Genomic DNA, 14,518 nt, shown 5'->3' on the forward strand with positions numbered 1-14,518 from the left:
AGGGGCGCCGGCCCTCGTCGCATGACCGCCACTGTGATGCACACCGCCCGGGGGGTGCCATGATGGGGGCATGCCCACCCCGCGTCCCCGCCAGATCCGCCAGTCCGCCAAGCTGCTGAACGTCCGCTACGACGTGCGCGGCCCCATCCTGGAGGAGGCGCAGCGGATGGAGGCCGCGGGCCACCGGATCATGAAGCTGAACATCGGCAACCCGGCCCCGTTCGGCTTCGAGGCGCCGGACGCCGTCCTGGCGGCGATGCACCAGCACCTGCCGCACGCGCAGGGCTACTCGGACTCCAAGGGCATCTACTCGGCGCGCACCGCCGTCTCGCAGTACTACGAGTCCCGGGGCATCCGGGACATCGGCGTGGACGACGTGTTCATCGGCAACGGCGTGTCCGAGATGATCACGATGGTCCTGCAGGCCCTGGTCGACGACGGCGACGAGATCCTCGTCCCCTCGCCCGACTACCCGCTGTGGACCGGCGCCACCACCCTGGCCGGGGGCCGGGCGGTGCACTACCGCTGCGTCGAGGAGGAGGGCTGGGAGCCCGACCTCGAGCACATCGAGTCCCTCGTCACGGAGCGCACCAAGGGCATCGTCCTGATCAACCCGAACAACCCCACCGGCGCGGTCTACTCCCGCGCCGTGCTGCAGGGCATCGTGGACGTGGCCCGCCGCCACCACCTCGTCCTCATGGCGGACGAGATCTACGAGAAGATCACCTACGACGGCGCCCGCCACATCAACGCCGCCGGCCTGTCCGACGACGTGCTCACCCTGACGTTCTCCGGCCTGTCCAAGGCGTACCGGGTGGCGGGCTACCGCTCCGGCTGGGTGGCCGTGTCCGGGCCGAAGCACCGGGCCGCGGACTTCCTCGAGGGCCTGACCCTGCTGGCCAACATGCGGATGTGCGCCAACGTGCCCGCGCAGCACGCCATCCAGGTGGCACTGGGCGGCTACCAGTCCATCGACGACCTCGTCCTGCCCGGCGGCCGGCTGCTCGAGCAGCGCAACCTCGCCCAGGACCGCCTGAACGCCATCCCCGGCGTGTCCGTGCAGCCGGCCCACGGCGCCCTCTACCTGTTCCCGCGGCTGGACCCGGAGGTCTACGCGATCGACGACGACGAGGCGTTCGTCATCGAGCTGCTGCGGGCGAAGAAGATCCTCGTCTCGCACGGCGGGGCGTTCAACTACCCGCACAGCGACCACTTCCGGCTCGTCACGCTGCCCAGCGTGAAGGACCTGGACGTGGCCCTGGACCGCCTCGAGGACTTCCTCGAGGACTGGAGGGAGCGCCATGGCTGACACCCCGGCCACCGCGGCGGGCCGGCCCGCCCGCGCCACCGACGACGACGGCGTCTTCGACGCCCCCGCGCGGGAGCTGTTCGCCGCCCGCCGCGGGGACGAGGTCCGGGGCCCGGCCGACGTCGACGCCGCCGCGACGCCCGGCTACGGCGGGGACAAGGCGAAGGGCAAGAAGGACCTGGCCGCGCGCGGCCGGGCGCTCGCCGACCTGCAGGAGCTGCTGTTCGCCCAGTCGGTGCGCGACGCGCCCGTGGGAGAGGTGCCGTCCCTGCTGGTGATCCTGCAGGGCATGGACACCGCCGGCAAGGGCGGGATCATGCGCCACGTGATCGGGGCGATGGACCCGCAGGGCGTCCACCTGCACGCGTTCAAGGTGCCGACCCCGGAGGAGCGCGCCCACGACTTCCTGTGGCGCATCCGACCGCATCTGCCGCGGCCCGGCCTGGTCTCCGTGTTCGACCGCTCCCACTACGAGGACGTGCTCGTGCACCGCGTGCGCGGGCTCTCCCCGCTGGCCGAGGTGGAGGAGCGCTACGGGGCGATCCGCGAGTTCGAGGCGGCCGTGCGCGCCGCGGGGACACGGATCGTCAAGGTGATGCTGCGGATCTCGCCGGAGGAGCAGGCCGAGCGCCTGCTGGCCCGCCTGGACGACCCCACGAAGCACTGGAAGTTCAGCGAGAGCGATCTCGACGACCGCGCGTACTGGGACCAGTACACGGACGCGTACCGGATCGCGATCGAGCGGACGGACACCGAGGACGCGCCGTGGTTCATCGTGCCGGCGGACCGCAAGTGGTTCGCCCGGCTGGCGGTGCAGCAGCTGATCATCGAGACCCTGCAGGAGATGGGGCTGGACTGGCCGAAGGCCGACTTCGACGTCGCGGCCGCCCGCCGTCGCCTGCTGGCGGGCTGAGCGCCGCCGTCGTCGCGACGAGCGGGGCAGTGGTGGTCGGACCTTGCCAAGCCCGGGGCCGCACTGAGTTGATGGGGGAACACCGGGCGCCGCAGAGGCGTGCCGGACCCGATCCGAAAGGTGCACTCATGACTGAGAACGCTGCCCAGAACGCCCCGCTGACCGGCAAGACCGTCGCGTTCCTCGCGACCGACGGTGTCGAGCAGGTCGAGCTGACCTCCCCGTGGGAGGCCGTGATCGCCGCCGGCGCGACCCCCGTGCTCGTCTCGCCGGAGTCCGGCACCATCACCGCGATGCAGTCCGACTGGGATCACGGCGAGTCCTTCGACGTGAACACCACGGTGAAGGACGCCAAGGCCGAGGACTTCCACGGCCTCGTGATGCCGGGCGGCACCCTGAACGCGGACGCCCTGCGCATCGACACGGACGCCCAGGCGTTCGTGCGTGCCTTCTTCGAGCAGCACAAGCCGGTGGCGGCCATCTGCCACGCCCCGTGGACCCTGATCGAGGCCGGCGTCGTGGACGGTCGCCGTCTGACCAGCTACGCGTCCCTGGAGTCTGACCTGAAGAACGCGGGCGCCCAGTGGGTGGACGAGGAGGTCGTCGTGGACAACGGGCTGACCACCTCGCGCACCCCGGACGACCTCGACGCCTTCAACGCCAAGCTCGTGGAGGAGCTGAGCGAGGGCAAGCACGAGGACCAGACCGCCTGACCGACGTCGGGAGCGAGCCGCGTGGGGGCGGGGGCCGTCGGCCCCCGCCCCCGCCGTGTCCCGAACGAAAGCGCCGCGGAGGCCGCCGTTTCCCGAACGAAAGTGGGGGGGCGTGGTCAGTCGACGTCGGGGGCGGCCTCGCCGCGCACCTGGTCGAGGCGGGCGCGGGCGCCGTCGAGCCAGGCCTGGCAGCGGTCGGCCAGCGCCTCCCCGCGCTCCCACAGGGCCAGGGACTCCTCGAGGCCGGCGCCACCGGCCTCGAGCCGTCCCACGGTCTCCACCAGCTCGGCGCGCGCCTGCTCGTAGCTCATCCGGGCCACGTCCGAGACGTCCGCGGAGGTGAAGCCCTCCACGCCGCTGGGGCGGCCCGCGTCCTGCGTCTGCTCCATGCCCTGTTCACTCATGCCTGTCGTGTCCTCTCGTGGGATGGGGTCGGGGTGGTCCGATGCGTCGCGACGACGTCCGCGGCGATCCGCCCGGCCGCCACGAGGATGTCGAGTCGGTCGTCCGGGGCGACCTGGTCCGCCTCGCGCACGACCTGTCCGGCGTGCTGGACCACCGCGTAGCCGCGGTCCAGGGTGCGCTGCGGGGACAGGGCGCGCACGCGGGCGCGCAGCTGCGTGAGAGCGTCCTCCTCGCGGACGAGCCGGTGGCCGAGGGCGGACCGGCCGCGCTCGCGCCACCGGTCCGTCTCCTCCTGCCGGGTGTCCACCATCACGTGCGGGCGGGCCAGCACGGGCCGGGAGCGCAGGGCCGCGAGCCCCTCGGCCTCGGCGCGCACGCGGCGCTCGACGGCCGAGGCCAGCCGCAGGCGCGCGTCGGCGAGTCCCGCGGCCTCCTGGGCCGCGTCCGGCACGATCCGCTTGGCCGCGTCCGTGGGCGTGGAGGCGCGCAGGTCAGCGACGTCGTCGAGGACCGGACGGTCCGCCTCGTGGCCGATCGCCGAGACGACGGGCGTGCGCGCCGCCGCCACGGCGCGCACCAGTGCCTCGTCCGAGAAGGGGAGCACGACCTCCTCGAGCGCTCCGCCGCCGCGGGCGATGACGATGACGTCCACGGCCGGGTCGGCGTCGAGCTCGGCGAGCGCGGCGGCCACCTGCCGCGGGGCCTCGGCGCCCTGCACGGCGACCTCACGGATCTCGAACTCGGCGGCGGGCCAGCGCAGCAGGGTGTTGCGCAGCACGTCCTTCTTCGCGTCCGAGTCCCGGCCGGTGATGAGCCCGATCCGGTGGGGGAGCAGGGGCAGCGGCCGTTTGCGTGCGGGGGAGGTGAGCCCCTCCTCGGCGAGGGCCCGGCGCAGCAGCTCCACGCGGGCCAGCAGATCGCCGAGGCCGACCGGGCGCATCTCCTGCACGTTCATGGACAGGCGCCCGGCCTTGAGCCAGAAGTTCGGCTTCACGCGCGCCACCACGCGGGAGCCCTGCTGGACGGTCCCGTCCAGGGTCATGGCGACGTTCCGCCAGGCGGTGAGCGGCAGGGAGACCTCCTCCTCGAGGTCCCGCATGGTCATGTAGACGTTGCCGCGGTTGTTCTTGAACTCGATGAGCTGGCCCTCGATCCACGTGGCGGGGGCGCGCTCGATGTGGGCCTTGAGGTTCTCGGAGAGCCGGCGCAGGGGCCACGGCCGCTCGGCGGAGGTCTCGCCCGCGCGGGCGGGTGCCGAGACGGGCACGTCCGGCGCCGCCGAGGCGCCCTCGGTCACGGGCTGGTCCATCCGGGTCCCTCCTGTCCGCGCCCGGTCCGCCCGGGCACGGGCCCACCGTACCGCCCTCGCCGGACGCGCAAGACGGCGCCCCGGCGTCCCGCGGGGCCGCCGCCGGACCGGTCGGGGCGCTCAGACCGGGGAACCTCCGGCCAGGATCAGTACGCTCGACGGGGTCGGAACGGAACGGAAAGGACCTCATGCGCACCACCCTCAGCTTCCTCGTCGCAGCCCTCGCTGGCCTGCTGGCGGTGCTCGCGACGGCCGGCGCCCTCGTCGACGAGGCGACGCACCGCCCGGAGCTGCTGCGCGGGGTGACGGAGCAGGTCGCCGTGGACCCCGAGGTCCGCGCCGCCGTGCCGGGGGTGATCGACGACGTCGTGCACGACGCCATCCCCGAGCAGGTGCCGGGCCCGCTGGCCCAGACGGCCGAGGACCTGTTGCGCCCGCTGGCCCAGCGCGTGGCGGACGACCCGCAGGTGGTGCAGGGCTGGTCCGACACCGCTGACGAGGCCCGGCGCGCCTGGCTCGCCCAGCTCGAGGACCCGCAGGGCGCGGACGAGCCCGGCTCGGGCGCGGACGTGACCATCCCGTTCGGTCCCGTCGCGCAGTCCGGGATCACCGCCGCCCTGGGCGACATCGAACGTGACCTGCGCGAGGACCGGTTCGACCTGCCCGGGCAGGCGCTGCTGGAGACGATCGTGGGCGCGGACGTCGGCGACTGGGCCGCGGACACGCTGCTGGCGCCCCTGTACGACCGCGCCGCGGAGCTGCGGGACAGCACCGCGCTGCGCATGGACGCGCGCATCGACGCCCTGGACGGCACGGATCGGGCCACCGTGCACCGCTGGGTGGACGCCTCCGCGCACTGGCGCTGGGCCGCCGCGGCCTCCGTGCTGGCGCTCGTGGGCGCCCTGCTGCTCGCCCCCCGACGGCGGCGGGGCCCCGCCGTGGCCGTGGCGGGTGCGGTCGCCCTGGTCGGTGGGCTGATCGGCGGCGCCCGTCTGGGTCCGGACGCGGTCCACCTCACGGCGCCCGAGGGGGCCTCCCCGGGGGTGGCCGCGTTCGTCCAGCAGATGGAGGAGGCCGCGGGCCCGGCGTTCGCGGCCGCCGTCGCCCCCTACCCCCAGACCCTGACCACCCTGGGCTGGATCGTGCTGGCCGCGGGCCTGCTGCTGGCCCTGGCGGAGCTCGGGGTCGCTCGGCGTGGCCGGGTCCGCGCGGCCCGGGCGGACGGTTCCCCCGTGGTGGGCCGCTCCCACACCGCGGCCGACGTCACGTCGCGCTGAGCCCGCGGCGAAGCCCGGGCCCGGTCGGCGTCCCGGCCGATAGCATGGAGGGCATGTCCGCTCCCTCCGTCTCCGCCCGTCCGTCCGCCGTCGGCCTCGGGATGCCGCAGGTCCCGCGCGTCCGTCGTTCCCGTGAGGAGGTGGAGGCGGCCGCGCCCGTGTCCGGTGAGAAGCGCGTGCTGCTGGCCGCCCCCCGTGGCTACTGCGCCGGTGTGGACCGCGCCGTCGTCGCCGTCGAGAAGGCCCTCGAGCACCACGGCGCCCCCGTGTACGTGCGCAAGGAGATCGTCCACAACCGGCACGTCGTGGACACCCTGACCGAGCGTGGCGTGGTGTTCGTCGACGAGCTGGACGAGGTGCCCGAGGGCGCCCTGACCGTGTTCTCCGCGCACGGCGTGTCCCCGGCCGTCGTCGAGGAGGCCGCCCAGCGCAACCTGCGCACCATCGACGCCACGTGCCCGCTCGTGACCAAGGTGCACCGCGAGGCCGTGCGCTTCGCGAAGCAGGACAAGCGGATCCTGTTGATCGGCCACGACGGTCACGAGGAGGTCGAGGGCACGTTCGGCGAGGCGCCCGAGCACACCACGGTGATCAACGACGTCGCGGAGGCCCGCACCGTCCAGGTGGAGGACCCGGACAACCTGATCTGGCTCTCCCAGACCACGCTCTCCGTGGACGAGACCCTCGAGATCGTCTCCGTGCTGCGCGAGCGGTTCCCGAACCTGCAGGACCCGCCCTCGGACGACATCTGCTACGCCACCTCCAACCGGCAGGCGGCCATCAAGTCGATCTCGCCGGAGTGCGACCTGGTGATCATCGTGGGCTCGGCGAACTCCTCGAACTCGGTGCGCCTCAAGGAGGTCGCCGCGGAGTACGGGGCCTCCCGCGCCGAGCGCGTGGACTTCGCCAACCAGGTGGACGAGTCCTGGTTCGAGGGCGTGGCCACCGTGGGCCTGTCCTCCGGCGCGTCCGTGCCCGAGGTGCTGATCCAGGAGGTGCTCGCGCTGCTGGCCGAGTACGGCTACGGGCAGGTGGACGAGGTGGTGACCGCCGAGGAGGACATCATCTTCTCCCTGCCCAAGGAGCTGCGCGCCGAACTCAAGCGGGTGGGCGACGAGTCCCGCTCGCTCGGCGGACGTCGCCGCGACACCGAGGCCTGAGCGCGCCCCTCGTCTCCTCGCTGAGGCCCGCAGACTCGCCGTCACGACGCCGGCGTAGCGGCGCGTCTGCGGGCCTCGGCGTGCCCGGGCCTCGGCGTTCCGGGCCGGCGGGTGGTCAGGGACTCAGAGCCCGAAGACCCAGACGAGCAGGGTCATCGACGCGATGGAGATCAGCACGACGGCGATGATGTTCAGCCACACGCCGCCCTTCACCATCTGGCCGATGGTCACGTAGCCGGAGCCGTACGCGATGGCGTTCGGCGGGGTGGCCACGGGCAGCATGAACGCGCAGGTCGCGGCGAGGGCGACGGGCGCGGCCAGCATGAGCGGGGCGACGCCGGTGCCCAGGGCCACGCCGGAGGCGACGGGCAGGAACGTGGCCGCGGTGGCCGTGTTCGAGGTCATCTCGGTCAGCAGCAGGATGCCGACGGCGGCGATCACCACGAGCACCCACACGGGGATGTCGCCGAGGCCCTTGACCTGCTCACCGAGCCACGTGGACAGGCCCGACTTGGAGAACTGACCGGACAGGGCCAGGCCGCCGCCGAATAGCAGGAGCACGCCCCACGGCAGCTCCTTCGCGGCCTCCCAGTCGAGCAGGCGCACGCCGCGCCCGGCCCCGCCACCGGCCGGCAGGAGGAACAGGATGAGTCCGACGACGATGGCGATGGCCGCGTCCGAGAGCAGCGGGGACTCCAGGTCCAGGACGTATTCGGAGATCAGCGGCACGGTGATCCAGGCCAGCGCGGCGAGGACGAAGACGGCGAGGACCTTGGCCTCGGGGGCGCTCATGCGGCCGAGGCGGGCCAGCTCGGTGGCGATCAGGTCGCGGCCGCCGGGGACCTCGTCGATCTCCGGGCGGAACAGCACGCGGGTGAGCAGGAACCAGCACGCGAAGAGCAGCACGACGGCGATCGGCACGCCGACCAGCATCCACTGGCCGAAGCCGATCTCCACGCCGTGCTCGGCGGCCATGTGGCCCGCGAGCAGGGTGTTGGGCGGGGTGCCGATGATGGTGCCGAGCGAGCCGATGGACGCGGCGTAGGCGATGCCGAGCATGAGCGCGGTGCCGAAGTTCGTCTTCGTGAGGGAGCGGATCTCGGCCTGCGTGGGGGCCTCGCCGGACGCGGGCGCGTCGGGGCGGTCGGCCCGGTCTGCTGTCTCGTCCGCGGTCAGGGCGTCGTCCGTGCCGTAGCGCTGGACGAGCACGAGGATGGACACGCCGATGGGGAGCATCATCACGGCGGTGGCGGTGTTGGACACCCACATGGAGATGAACCCGGTGGCGATCATGAAGCCCAGGACGAGGTTCACGGTCCTGGCGCCCATGAACGTCAGGACGCCGAGCGCGATGCGCCGGTGCAGGTTCCAGCGCTGCATGGCCAGGGCGAGCATGAAGCCGCCCATGAACAGGAAGATGATGTTGTTGCCGTAGCTCGCGCCGACGGCGTCGAAGGTGATGCCGCCGTCGGACTCCTCGGCGGGCACGCCGAGCGGGAAGACGACGAGCGGCAGCAGGGCGGTGGCGGGGATGGGCAGGGCCTCGGTCATCCACCACACGGCCATGAGCACGGCGGTGGCGGCGACGAGGCGGGGCCAGACGCCGAGGTCGCCCGGCATCAGCAGGAACAGGGCGACGGCGAGCAGGGGGCCGGCCACGAGGCCGATGATGCGCTTGACGTTCTCGCCGCCGGTCAGCGGCTCGTCACGCATGCCCGGGGAGAGCTCGTGTTCGAACTCCTGGGCGGCCGCTCGGGGGTTGAAGCGGGAGACGTGCTCGTTGACGTTGCTCGGCGGGGGGGTCGATCGGGACTCCACGGGGCCTCCTCATCAAGTCAGGCCCTCGGCGCGGCCTGGCAATTCTCTGTGAGTTTCACCGTATCAAGTGATCTGGATCACCAGAAGGCGACCCCATCTCGGCGACGGCCCACCCGCCCGGCCCCCGTGCGGCCCCGTTCACGCCTCCCGCGCCGACTCCGCCCGACGACGGCGCAGCTCGTCCTCCTCCACGCCCGCGACCAGTTCCGGGGCGGCCAGGGGCCGGGGCGCGGACTCGAGCGTGCGGATGTCCGGTGTGGGGGCCAGGCCCGGGTCGGCGTCGCGGAGGCGCCGGGCGGCGGGGAGCACGCGCGATTCGACGTTGCCGACGAGCTGGTTGTAGCGGTCCACGGTGGTCTTGAGGGAGCCGCCCATGCGGTCCAGGTGGGTGCCGAGCGTGCCGAGGCGCTCGTAGAGGTCCTTCGCGCTGGCCACCACGGTGTGGGCGTTCTCGGCCAGGGTGTCCTGCCGCCAGGCATAGGCCACGGACTTCAGGGCGGTCAGGAGGGAGACGGGGGCGACGAGCGCGACGTTCCGCGAGAACGCGTGGTCCAGCAGCCCGGGGTCCGCATCCAGGGCCGCGGCCAGGAGCGACTCGGCGGGCAGGAAGCACAGGACCAGCTCGGGGGAGTGCTCGAGGCCGGCCCAGTAGGACTTCGCGGAGAGCTGGTCCACGTGGCGGCGCACGGCCGCGGCGTGCTGGGCGGCCAGCGCCTGGCGCCGCTCGTACGCCTCCTCGCCGGGCTCGTCCGCGAGGGCCTCGGCGGCCAGCGCGTCCCCGATGGGGGCCTTGGCGTCCACGGCCATGGCCTTGCCGCCGGGCAGGGACACCACGAGGTCCGGGCGGAGGCGCTCGCCGTCCTTGCCGGACAGCGTGGCCTGCTCCGTGAAATCCACGTGGTGGAGCATGCCCGCCGCCTCGACGACCCGCCGCAGCTGCGCCTCGCCCCAGTGGCCCCGCGCGGAGGTGGACTTGAGCGTGGCCATGAGCGACGTGGTCTGGTTCAGCAGGTCACGGTCCGTGGCCGCGGCGGCGCGGAGCTGCTCCCCGAGCCGGCCGAACTGGGACGCCCGATCCCGTTCCAGCACGCTCACCTGCTCCTGGAGCGCCGCCAGCCGCTGGCCCAGCGGGGCGAGCGTGGACATCACCTGGGACTCCGCGCGCTGGCGTTCGGCGTCCTCGGCGCGCGCGGCCGTGAGCGCCCGTTGCTCCGCCCGGGCGGCCGCGAGCTCCTCTCGCGCCCCCTGGTGCTCGGTGCGCAGCGCGGCCAGCTCGGCCTGGGCCCGGCGGGCCTCCTCACCGCCGCCGGCCGCCCGGCGCCACATGAGCCACGCGCCCACCAGGGCGCCCAGCACGAGTCCGAGGATGAGGGCGAGCAGCAGGCTGAGGGTCTCCATGCCCCCACCCTCGCAGGCCGCATGGACACGTTAGGCCGCGGCGCGCCGTCGTCGTGGTGGTCGGCTCAGCCGAAGAGCGGGTTGGGGCCGTTGGCCACGACCTGCGGGTCGCCGTCCACGCGGGCGGCGATGCCCGCCGCGGCCACGCCGGGCAGATACGGGAAGACCATGCGGGTCGAGGCCAGGGCGGCGGCGTCGAAGGCCTCCACCGCGACGGCCGGGCGGGGCCCGTCGGCCGTCTCGATCTCGCCGTCGAACACGGCCACCGCCCGCGTGGGGCGCGGGCTGATCTTCGCGACCGTGGCGGCCGCCTGCTCGGGCTCGAGGTCCGGGTGCTCCCACATGCCGCGCTGGCCGTCGGCGGTGACGGCGAGGATCGTGGGGGCGAACACGGACTGCCGGCCGAGCGTGTCGAACACGTGCTCCACCGCGAGGCTGATCAGCGGCAGCAGCTCGCCGCCGGGAGGCGTGGGGGTCGGTCCGGTGGGCGTCGGGGTGCTCATGGGGCCGAGGCTACCGGCCCTGTCCGACGGCGCCCACCCGTGCCTAGCGTGAGCACATGCAGCTGACCATCGCCCCCGGGGACATCACGGCCACGCACGCGGACGCCGTCGTCAACGCCGCCAACTCCACCCTGCTCGGCGGTGGAGGCGTGGACGGCGCCATCCACCGGCGCGGCGGCCCCGAGATCCTGGCCGAATGCCGCCGCCTGCGCGAGACCGACCTGCCGGAGGGGCTGCCCGCCGGGCAGGCCGTGGCGACGACGGCGGGGCGCCTGCCCGCGCGCTGGGTCATCCACACGGTGGGCCCGGTGTGGGCCAAGACGATCGACAAGTCCGACACCCTCGCCTCGTGCTACCGCGAGTCCCTGAGAGTGGCGGCCGGGCTCGGCGCCCGGACGGTCGCGTTCCCGGCGATCTCCGCGGGGATCTACGGCTGGCCCATGGAGGACGCGGCGCGGATCGCCGTCGAGACCTGCCACGCGATGGCGGACGAGGTGGGCGGCACCGTGGACGAGGTGCTGTTCGTGCCGTACGGCGAGACGGCGGAGGCCGCGTTCCGGACCGCCCTGGACAGGGTTGAGCGGGACTGACTCAACTCCGTGGAATACCCCGTGGGGGGACGGCGTTGCACAGGACAGTCGCCGCTCAACCGGAGCGGCCCGCCCTGCATGAGGAGTGATCGACCATGGCTCGTCCCATTGATCCGTTCCGCGAGATGGAGCGCCTGATGACCGGCTTCGCCCGCACCTCCGGCGCCGCCTCCATGCCCATGAACCTCTACCGCGAGGGCGACGTGTTCGTCGCCGAGGTGGAGCTGCCGGGCGTGGACCCGAGCTCGATCGACGTGGACGTCGAGGAGCGCACGCTCACCGTCCGCGCCGAGCGCAAGGAGGCCCCCGCCGGGGAGGACCGTCGCTGGCTCACCAAGGAGCGTCCGGCCGGCACCTTCGCCCGCCAGCTCAACCTCGGCCAGGGCCTGGCCCTGGACAAGATCGAGGCCGACTACAGCGACGGCGTGCTGCTGCTGACCATCCCGGTGGCCGAGCAGGCCAAGCCGCGCAAGATCCAGGTCAAGCACACCGGCTCCGCCGCCCAGGTGGAGGGCGAGGCCGTAGAGGGTGAGGACGTGGAGGGCTCCGCCGCCGAGGCCTCCGGCGAGTGATCGCCCTCTGACGGAGCCGTGGCCGGCGTGACCGGCGCGCGGCCCGTTCCCCCGAACGCAGATGCGGCGGGCCCCCACCGGGGGCCCGCCGCTTCCGCGTGGTGGTCAGGCGCGGTCGGCCAGGATCAGCTGTGCCGCCTTCTCGCCGATCATGAAGCACGTGATGTTGGGGGTTCACGGTCACGTGCTCGGGCATCACGGAGGCGTCGGCCACGCGCAGACCCGTCACGCCCTTGACGCGCAGGCGGGCGTCCAGGGGGCTCATGGCGTCGTCGTCGGCGCCCATGCGCACCGAGCCCACCGGGTGGTACACGGTGTTGTGGGTGCGGCGCACGTAGTCGGCGATCTCCTCATCGGTCTGCGCCTCCACGCCCGGGGCGAGCTCCCGGCCGGCCCACTCTGCCATCGCCGGCTGGGAGACGATCTCCCGGGCCAGTCAGATGCCGGCCACCGCGACGGCCACGTCATGGCCCTCCGGGTCGGTGAAGTAGCGCGGGTCCACGGCCGGCTTGTCCCAGTAGTCGTTGGAGCGCAGGCGCACGGTGCCGCGGACCTTGGCGTGGGGTGGACCCGGTGGCCCTGCGGTCTCGGCTGTCGTCCTCTGGTCGGCAGACACAGGTGTGCTTCCTCTCGTCGGGGTCTGGGCGGCCCGTCCACACTACGGATCGGTCATCTGGGCGGGGATGCGTGCTGGGTGCTGCGGGTCTCTGGGTTCCGTGGGCGCGTGGGGGCGGGGGGCTGGGGCTGCCGGGCCCCGTGGCCGCCGGGCCTCTGGGTTCCGTGGGCAGGAGAGCGAAGGTTTCTGCCCCCGGAAGCGAAAACCCTGCCGGTTCTGCCCCCGGAACAGGGGAGAGCGCGCTTTCTGCCCACGGAGCGGGCGGGGCTGCCGGTTCTGCCCACGGAACGGGGCCGGTGCGGGACGCCTCCGCCGCGGTGGGCCCGCCGGTAGACTGCCGGACTGTGGCTTTGACTATCGGATTCGTGGGACTGCCCAACGTGGGCAAGTCGACCCTGTTCAACGCGCTGACGCGCCAGACCGTGCTCGCGGCGAACTACCCGTTCGCGACGATCGAGCCGAACGTGGGCGTGGTGAACCTGCCGGACGAGCGGCTGCCCCAGCTGGCCGAGATCTTCGGCTCCGAGCGCATCCTGCCGGCCACGGTGTCCTTCGTGGACATCGCCGGCATCGTGAAGGGCGCCTCCGAGGGGGAGGGCCTGGGCAATCAGTTCCTGGCGAACATCCGCGAGGCCCACGCGATCGCCCAGGTGGTGCGCGCGTTCGACGACGGCGACGTCGTCCACGTGGACGGCAAGGTGGACCCGGCCTCGGACATGGAGACCATCAACACCGAGCTGATCATCGCGGACATGCAGACCGTGGAGAAGGCGATCCCGCGCGTCGAGAAGGAAGTCAAGGGCAAGAAGAAGGAGCCCGCCGACCTCGAGGCGCTCAAGGCCGCGCTCGCGGTGCTGGAGCGGGGCGAGACGATCTTCGCCGCGAAGGACAAGGACAAGCTGGACATGGACCGGCTGCGGGAGCTGAGCCTGCTCACCGCCAAGCCGTTCATCTACGTGTTCAACTCCGACGAGGGTGTGCTGGGGGACGAGGCCAAGCAGCAGGAGCTGCGCGATCTGGTGGCCCCCGCCGACGCCGTGTTCCTGGACGCCAAGCTCGAGTCCGACCTCGTGGAGCTCTCCGCGGAGGAGGCCGCCGAGATGCTGGAGATGGCCGGGCAGGACGAGTCCGGGCTGGACCAGCTGGCTCGCGTGGGCTTCTCCACCCTCGGCCTGCAGACGTACCTGACGGCGGGTCCGAAGGAGACGCGCGCGTGGACCATCCCCGTCGGCGCGACCGCTCCGGAGGCCGCCGGCGTGATCCACACCGACTTCCAGCGCGGCTTCATCAAGGCGGAGATCGTGAGCTTCGATGATCTGGTCGCCGCCGGCTCTATGGCTGATGCCAAGGCTGCCGGCAAGGTGCGCATGGAGGGCAAGGACTACGTGATGAAGGACGGCGACGTGGTGGAGTTCCGGTTCAACGTATAACCTCTGGCGTAAGTGACAGGTCGCGAACAGGCCTATTGTTGCGACCCTTTCACGCTGCCCATCGACCAAGCTGATCAAACGAACGGTTAGAGTGGGCGCGGGGGAGGAGGCTCGACATGAGTCTGAAAGATGAACTGGACGCGTACGTCCAGAAGACCGTCGACCAGCAGTGGGAGCGTCGCGCGGGCCAGAAAGTGCCCGACGCCGATGACCTGCCGCTGAAGAACCTTGCGGTCGAGCTCGACGCAACCGTCCTCTACGCGGATCTTGCGTCGTCGACGAAGATGGTCAAGGGTCACAGGGACTGGTTCGCTGCGGAGGTGTACAAGAGCTATCTCTACTGTGCAGCGAAGATCATTCGAGCACGGGGCGGCATCATCACTGCCTACGACGGGGGCCGTGTCATGGGTGCGTTCACCGGTGACTCGACGAACACCGACGCCGCGAAGTGCGGGCTGCAGATCAACTGGGCATCGAAGAAAATCGGGGCAGGGAAGGGCGCCCT

13 protein-coding genes and 2 pseudogenes are annotated in these 14,518 nt (G+C 72.6%); 9 read left to right on the forward strand and 6 right to left on the reverse strand.

All coding sequences use genetic code 11. The features are described 5' to 3' along the window. Positions 1–70: 70 nt before the first annotated feature. From KVS67_RS07590 to KVS67_RS07600, 3 genes are all read left to right on the forward strand, one after another. Positions 71–1,309, forward strand: a complete 1,239-nt coding sequence (locus KVS67_RS07590) for a pyridoxal phosphate-dependent aminotransferase (protein WP_063190125.1) — start codon at positions 71–73, stop codon at positions 1,307–1,309. Next, positions 1,302–2,222 carry a PPK2 family polyphosphate kinase gene (locus tag KVS67_RS07595; protein ID WP_063190126.1) on the forward strand — a complete coding sequence of 307 codons (921 nt, stop codon included), beginning with the start codon at positions 1,302–1,304 and terminating at the stop codon, positions 2,220–2,222. Before KVS67_RS07590 ends, KVS67_RS07595 begins: the two co-directional genes overlap by 8 nt. 128 nt (positions 2,223–2,350) lie before the next feature. Beyond that, positions 2,351–2,935 (forward strand): type 1 glutamine amidotransferase domain-containing protein, encoded by a 585-nt coding sequence (locus KVS67_RS07600; protein ID WP_044658990.1) that lies wholly within the window; start codon positions 2,351–2,353, stop codon positions 2,933–2,935. Between the two features lie 116 nt (positions 2,936–3,051). Here KVS67_RS07600 and KVS67_RS07605 read toward each other — a convergent pair whose 3' ends face one another. Further along, entirely contained in the window at positions 3,052–3,339 is a 288-nt protein-coding gene (locus KVS67_RS07605) for an exodeoxyribonuclease VII small subunit (RefSeq protein WP_044658989.1), read from the reverse strand. Beyond that, a complete protein-coding gene (xseA, locus tag KVS67_RS07610) occupies positions 3,336–4,649 on the reverse strand; it encodes an exodeoxyribonuclease VII large subunit (RefSeq protein ID WP_044658988.1) in 1,314 nt (437 codons plus the stop codon). Before xseA ends, KVS67_RS07605 begins: the two co-directional genes overlap by 4 nt. Positions 4,650–4,837: 188 nt before the next feature. Between xseA and KVS67_RS07615 the strand changes: the two genes are divergently transcribed. Together KVS67_RS07615 and KVS67_RS07620 are read left to right on the forward strand one after the other, a co-directional pair. Further along, positions 4,838–5,926, forward strand: coding sequence for a hypothetical protein (locus KVS67_RS07615; RefSeq protein ID WP_044658987.1), 1,089 nt, complete (start codon positions 4,838–4,840; stop codon positions 5,924–5,926). A gap of 53 nt (positions 5,927–5,979) precedes the next feature. Next, positions 5,980–7,086 carry a 4-hydroxy-3-methylbut-2-enyl diphosphate reductase gene (locus KVS67_RS07620; protein ID WP_145951014.1) on the forward strand — a complete coding sequence of 369 codons (1,107 nt, stop codon included), beginning with the start codon at positions 5,980–5,982 and terminating at the stop codon, positions 7,084–7,086. 123 nt (positions 7,087–7,209) lie between these two features. Here KVS67_RS07620 and KVS67_RS07625 read toward each other — a convergent pair whose 3' ends face one another. The 3 genes from KVS67_RS07625 to KVS67_RS07635 form a co-directional block, all read right to left on the reverse strand. Continuing rightward, positions 7,210–8,904, reverse strand: a complete 1,695-nt coding sequence (locus tag KVS67_RS07625; protein ID WP_217565199.1) for a DASS family sodium-coupled anion symporter — start codon at positions 8,902–8,904, stop codon at positions 7,210–7,212. A gap of 138 nt (positions 8,905–9,042) precedes the next feature. Then, positions 9,043–10,302: a DNA recombination protein RmuC gene (gene rmuC, locus KVS67_RS07630; protein ID WP_063190130.1), complete on the reverse strand. Its 1,260-nt coding sequence runs from the start codon at positions 10,300–10,302 to the stop codon at positions 9,043–9,045. A gap of 65 nt (positions 10,303–10,367) precedes the next feature. Continuing rightward, positions 10,368–10,805 carry a hypothetical protein gene (locus KVS67_RS07635; RefSeq protein ID WP_063190131.1) on the reverse strand — a complete coding sequence of 146 codons (438 nt, stop codon included), beginning with the start codon at positions 10,803–10,805 and terminating at the stop codon, positions 10,368–10,370. A 56-nt stretch (positions 10,806–10,861) separates the two neighbouring features. Between KVS67_RS07635 and KVS67_RS07640 the strand changes: the two genes are divergently transcribed. Both KVS67_RS07640 and KVS67_RS07645 read left to right on the forward strand, forming a co-directional pair. Further along, positions 10,862–11,395 carry an O-acetyl-ADP-ribose deacetylase gene (locus tag KVS67_RS07640; protein WP_063190132.1) on the forward strand — a complete coding sequence of 178 codons (534 nt, stop codon included), beginning with the start codon at positions 10,862–10,864 and terminating at the stop codon, positions 11,393–11,395. Positions 11,396–11,490: 95 nt separating this feature from the next. Then, entirely contained in the window at positions 11,491–11,967 is a 477-nt protein-coding gene (locus KVS67_RS07645; RefSeq protein WP_063190133.1) for an Hsp20/alpha crystallin family protein, read from the forward strand. Positions 11,968–12,072: 105 nt separating this feature from the next. Here KVS67_RS07645 and KVS67_RS07650 read toward each other — a convergent pair. Further along, positions 12,073–12,529 (reverse strand): annotated as a pseudogene (locus KVS67_RS07650) (GMC oxidoreductase); the annotation flags it as partial. 398 nt (positions 12,530–12,927) lie between these two features. Between KVS67_RS07650 and ychF the strand changes: the two are divergent. Together ychF and KVS67_RS07660 are read left to right on the forward strand one after the other, a co-directional pair. Further along, positions 12,928–14,013 (forward strand): redox-regulated ATPase YchF, encoded by a 1,086-nt coding sequence (gene ychF / locus KVS67_RS07655; RefSeq protein WP_063190225.1) that lies wholly within the window; start codon positions 12,928–12,930, stop codon positions 14,011–14,013. Between the two features lie 116 nt (positions 14,014–14,129). Further along, positions 14,130–14,518: pseudogene (locus KVS67_RS07660) on the forward strand (hypothetical protein); the annotation flags it as partial.

It is taken from the genome of Micrococcus sp. GbtcB5 (genome assembly GCF_019091605.1).
GTDB classification, from domain to species: Bacteria; Actinomycetota; Actinomycetes; order Actinomycetales; family Micrococcaceae; genus Micrococcus; species Micrococcus luteus.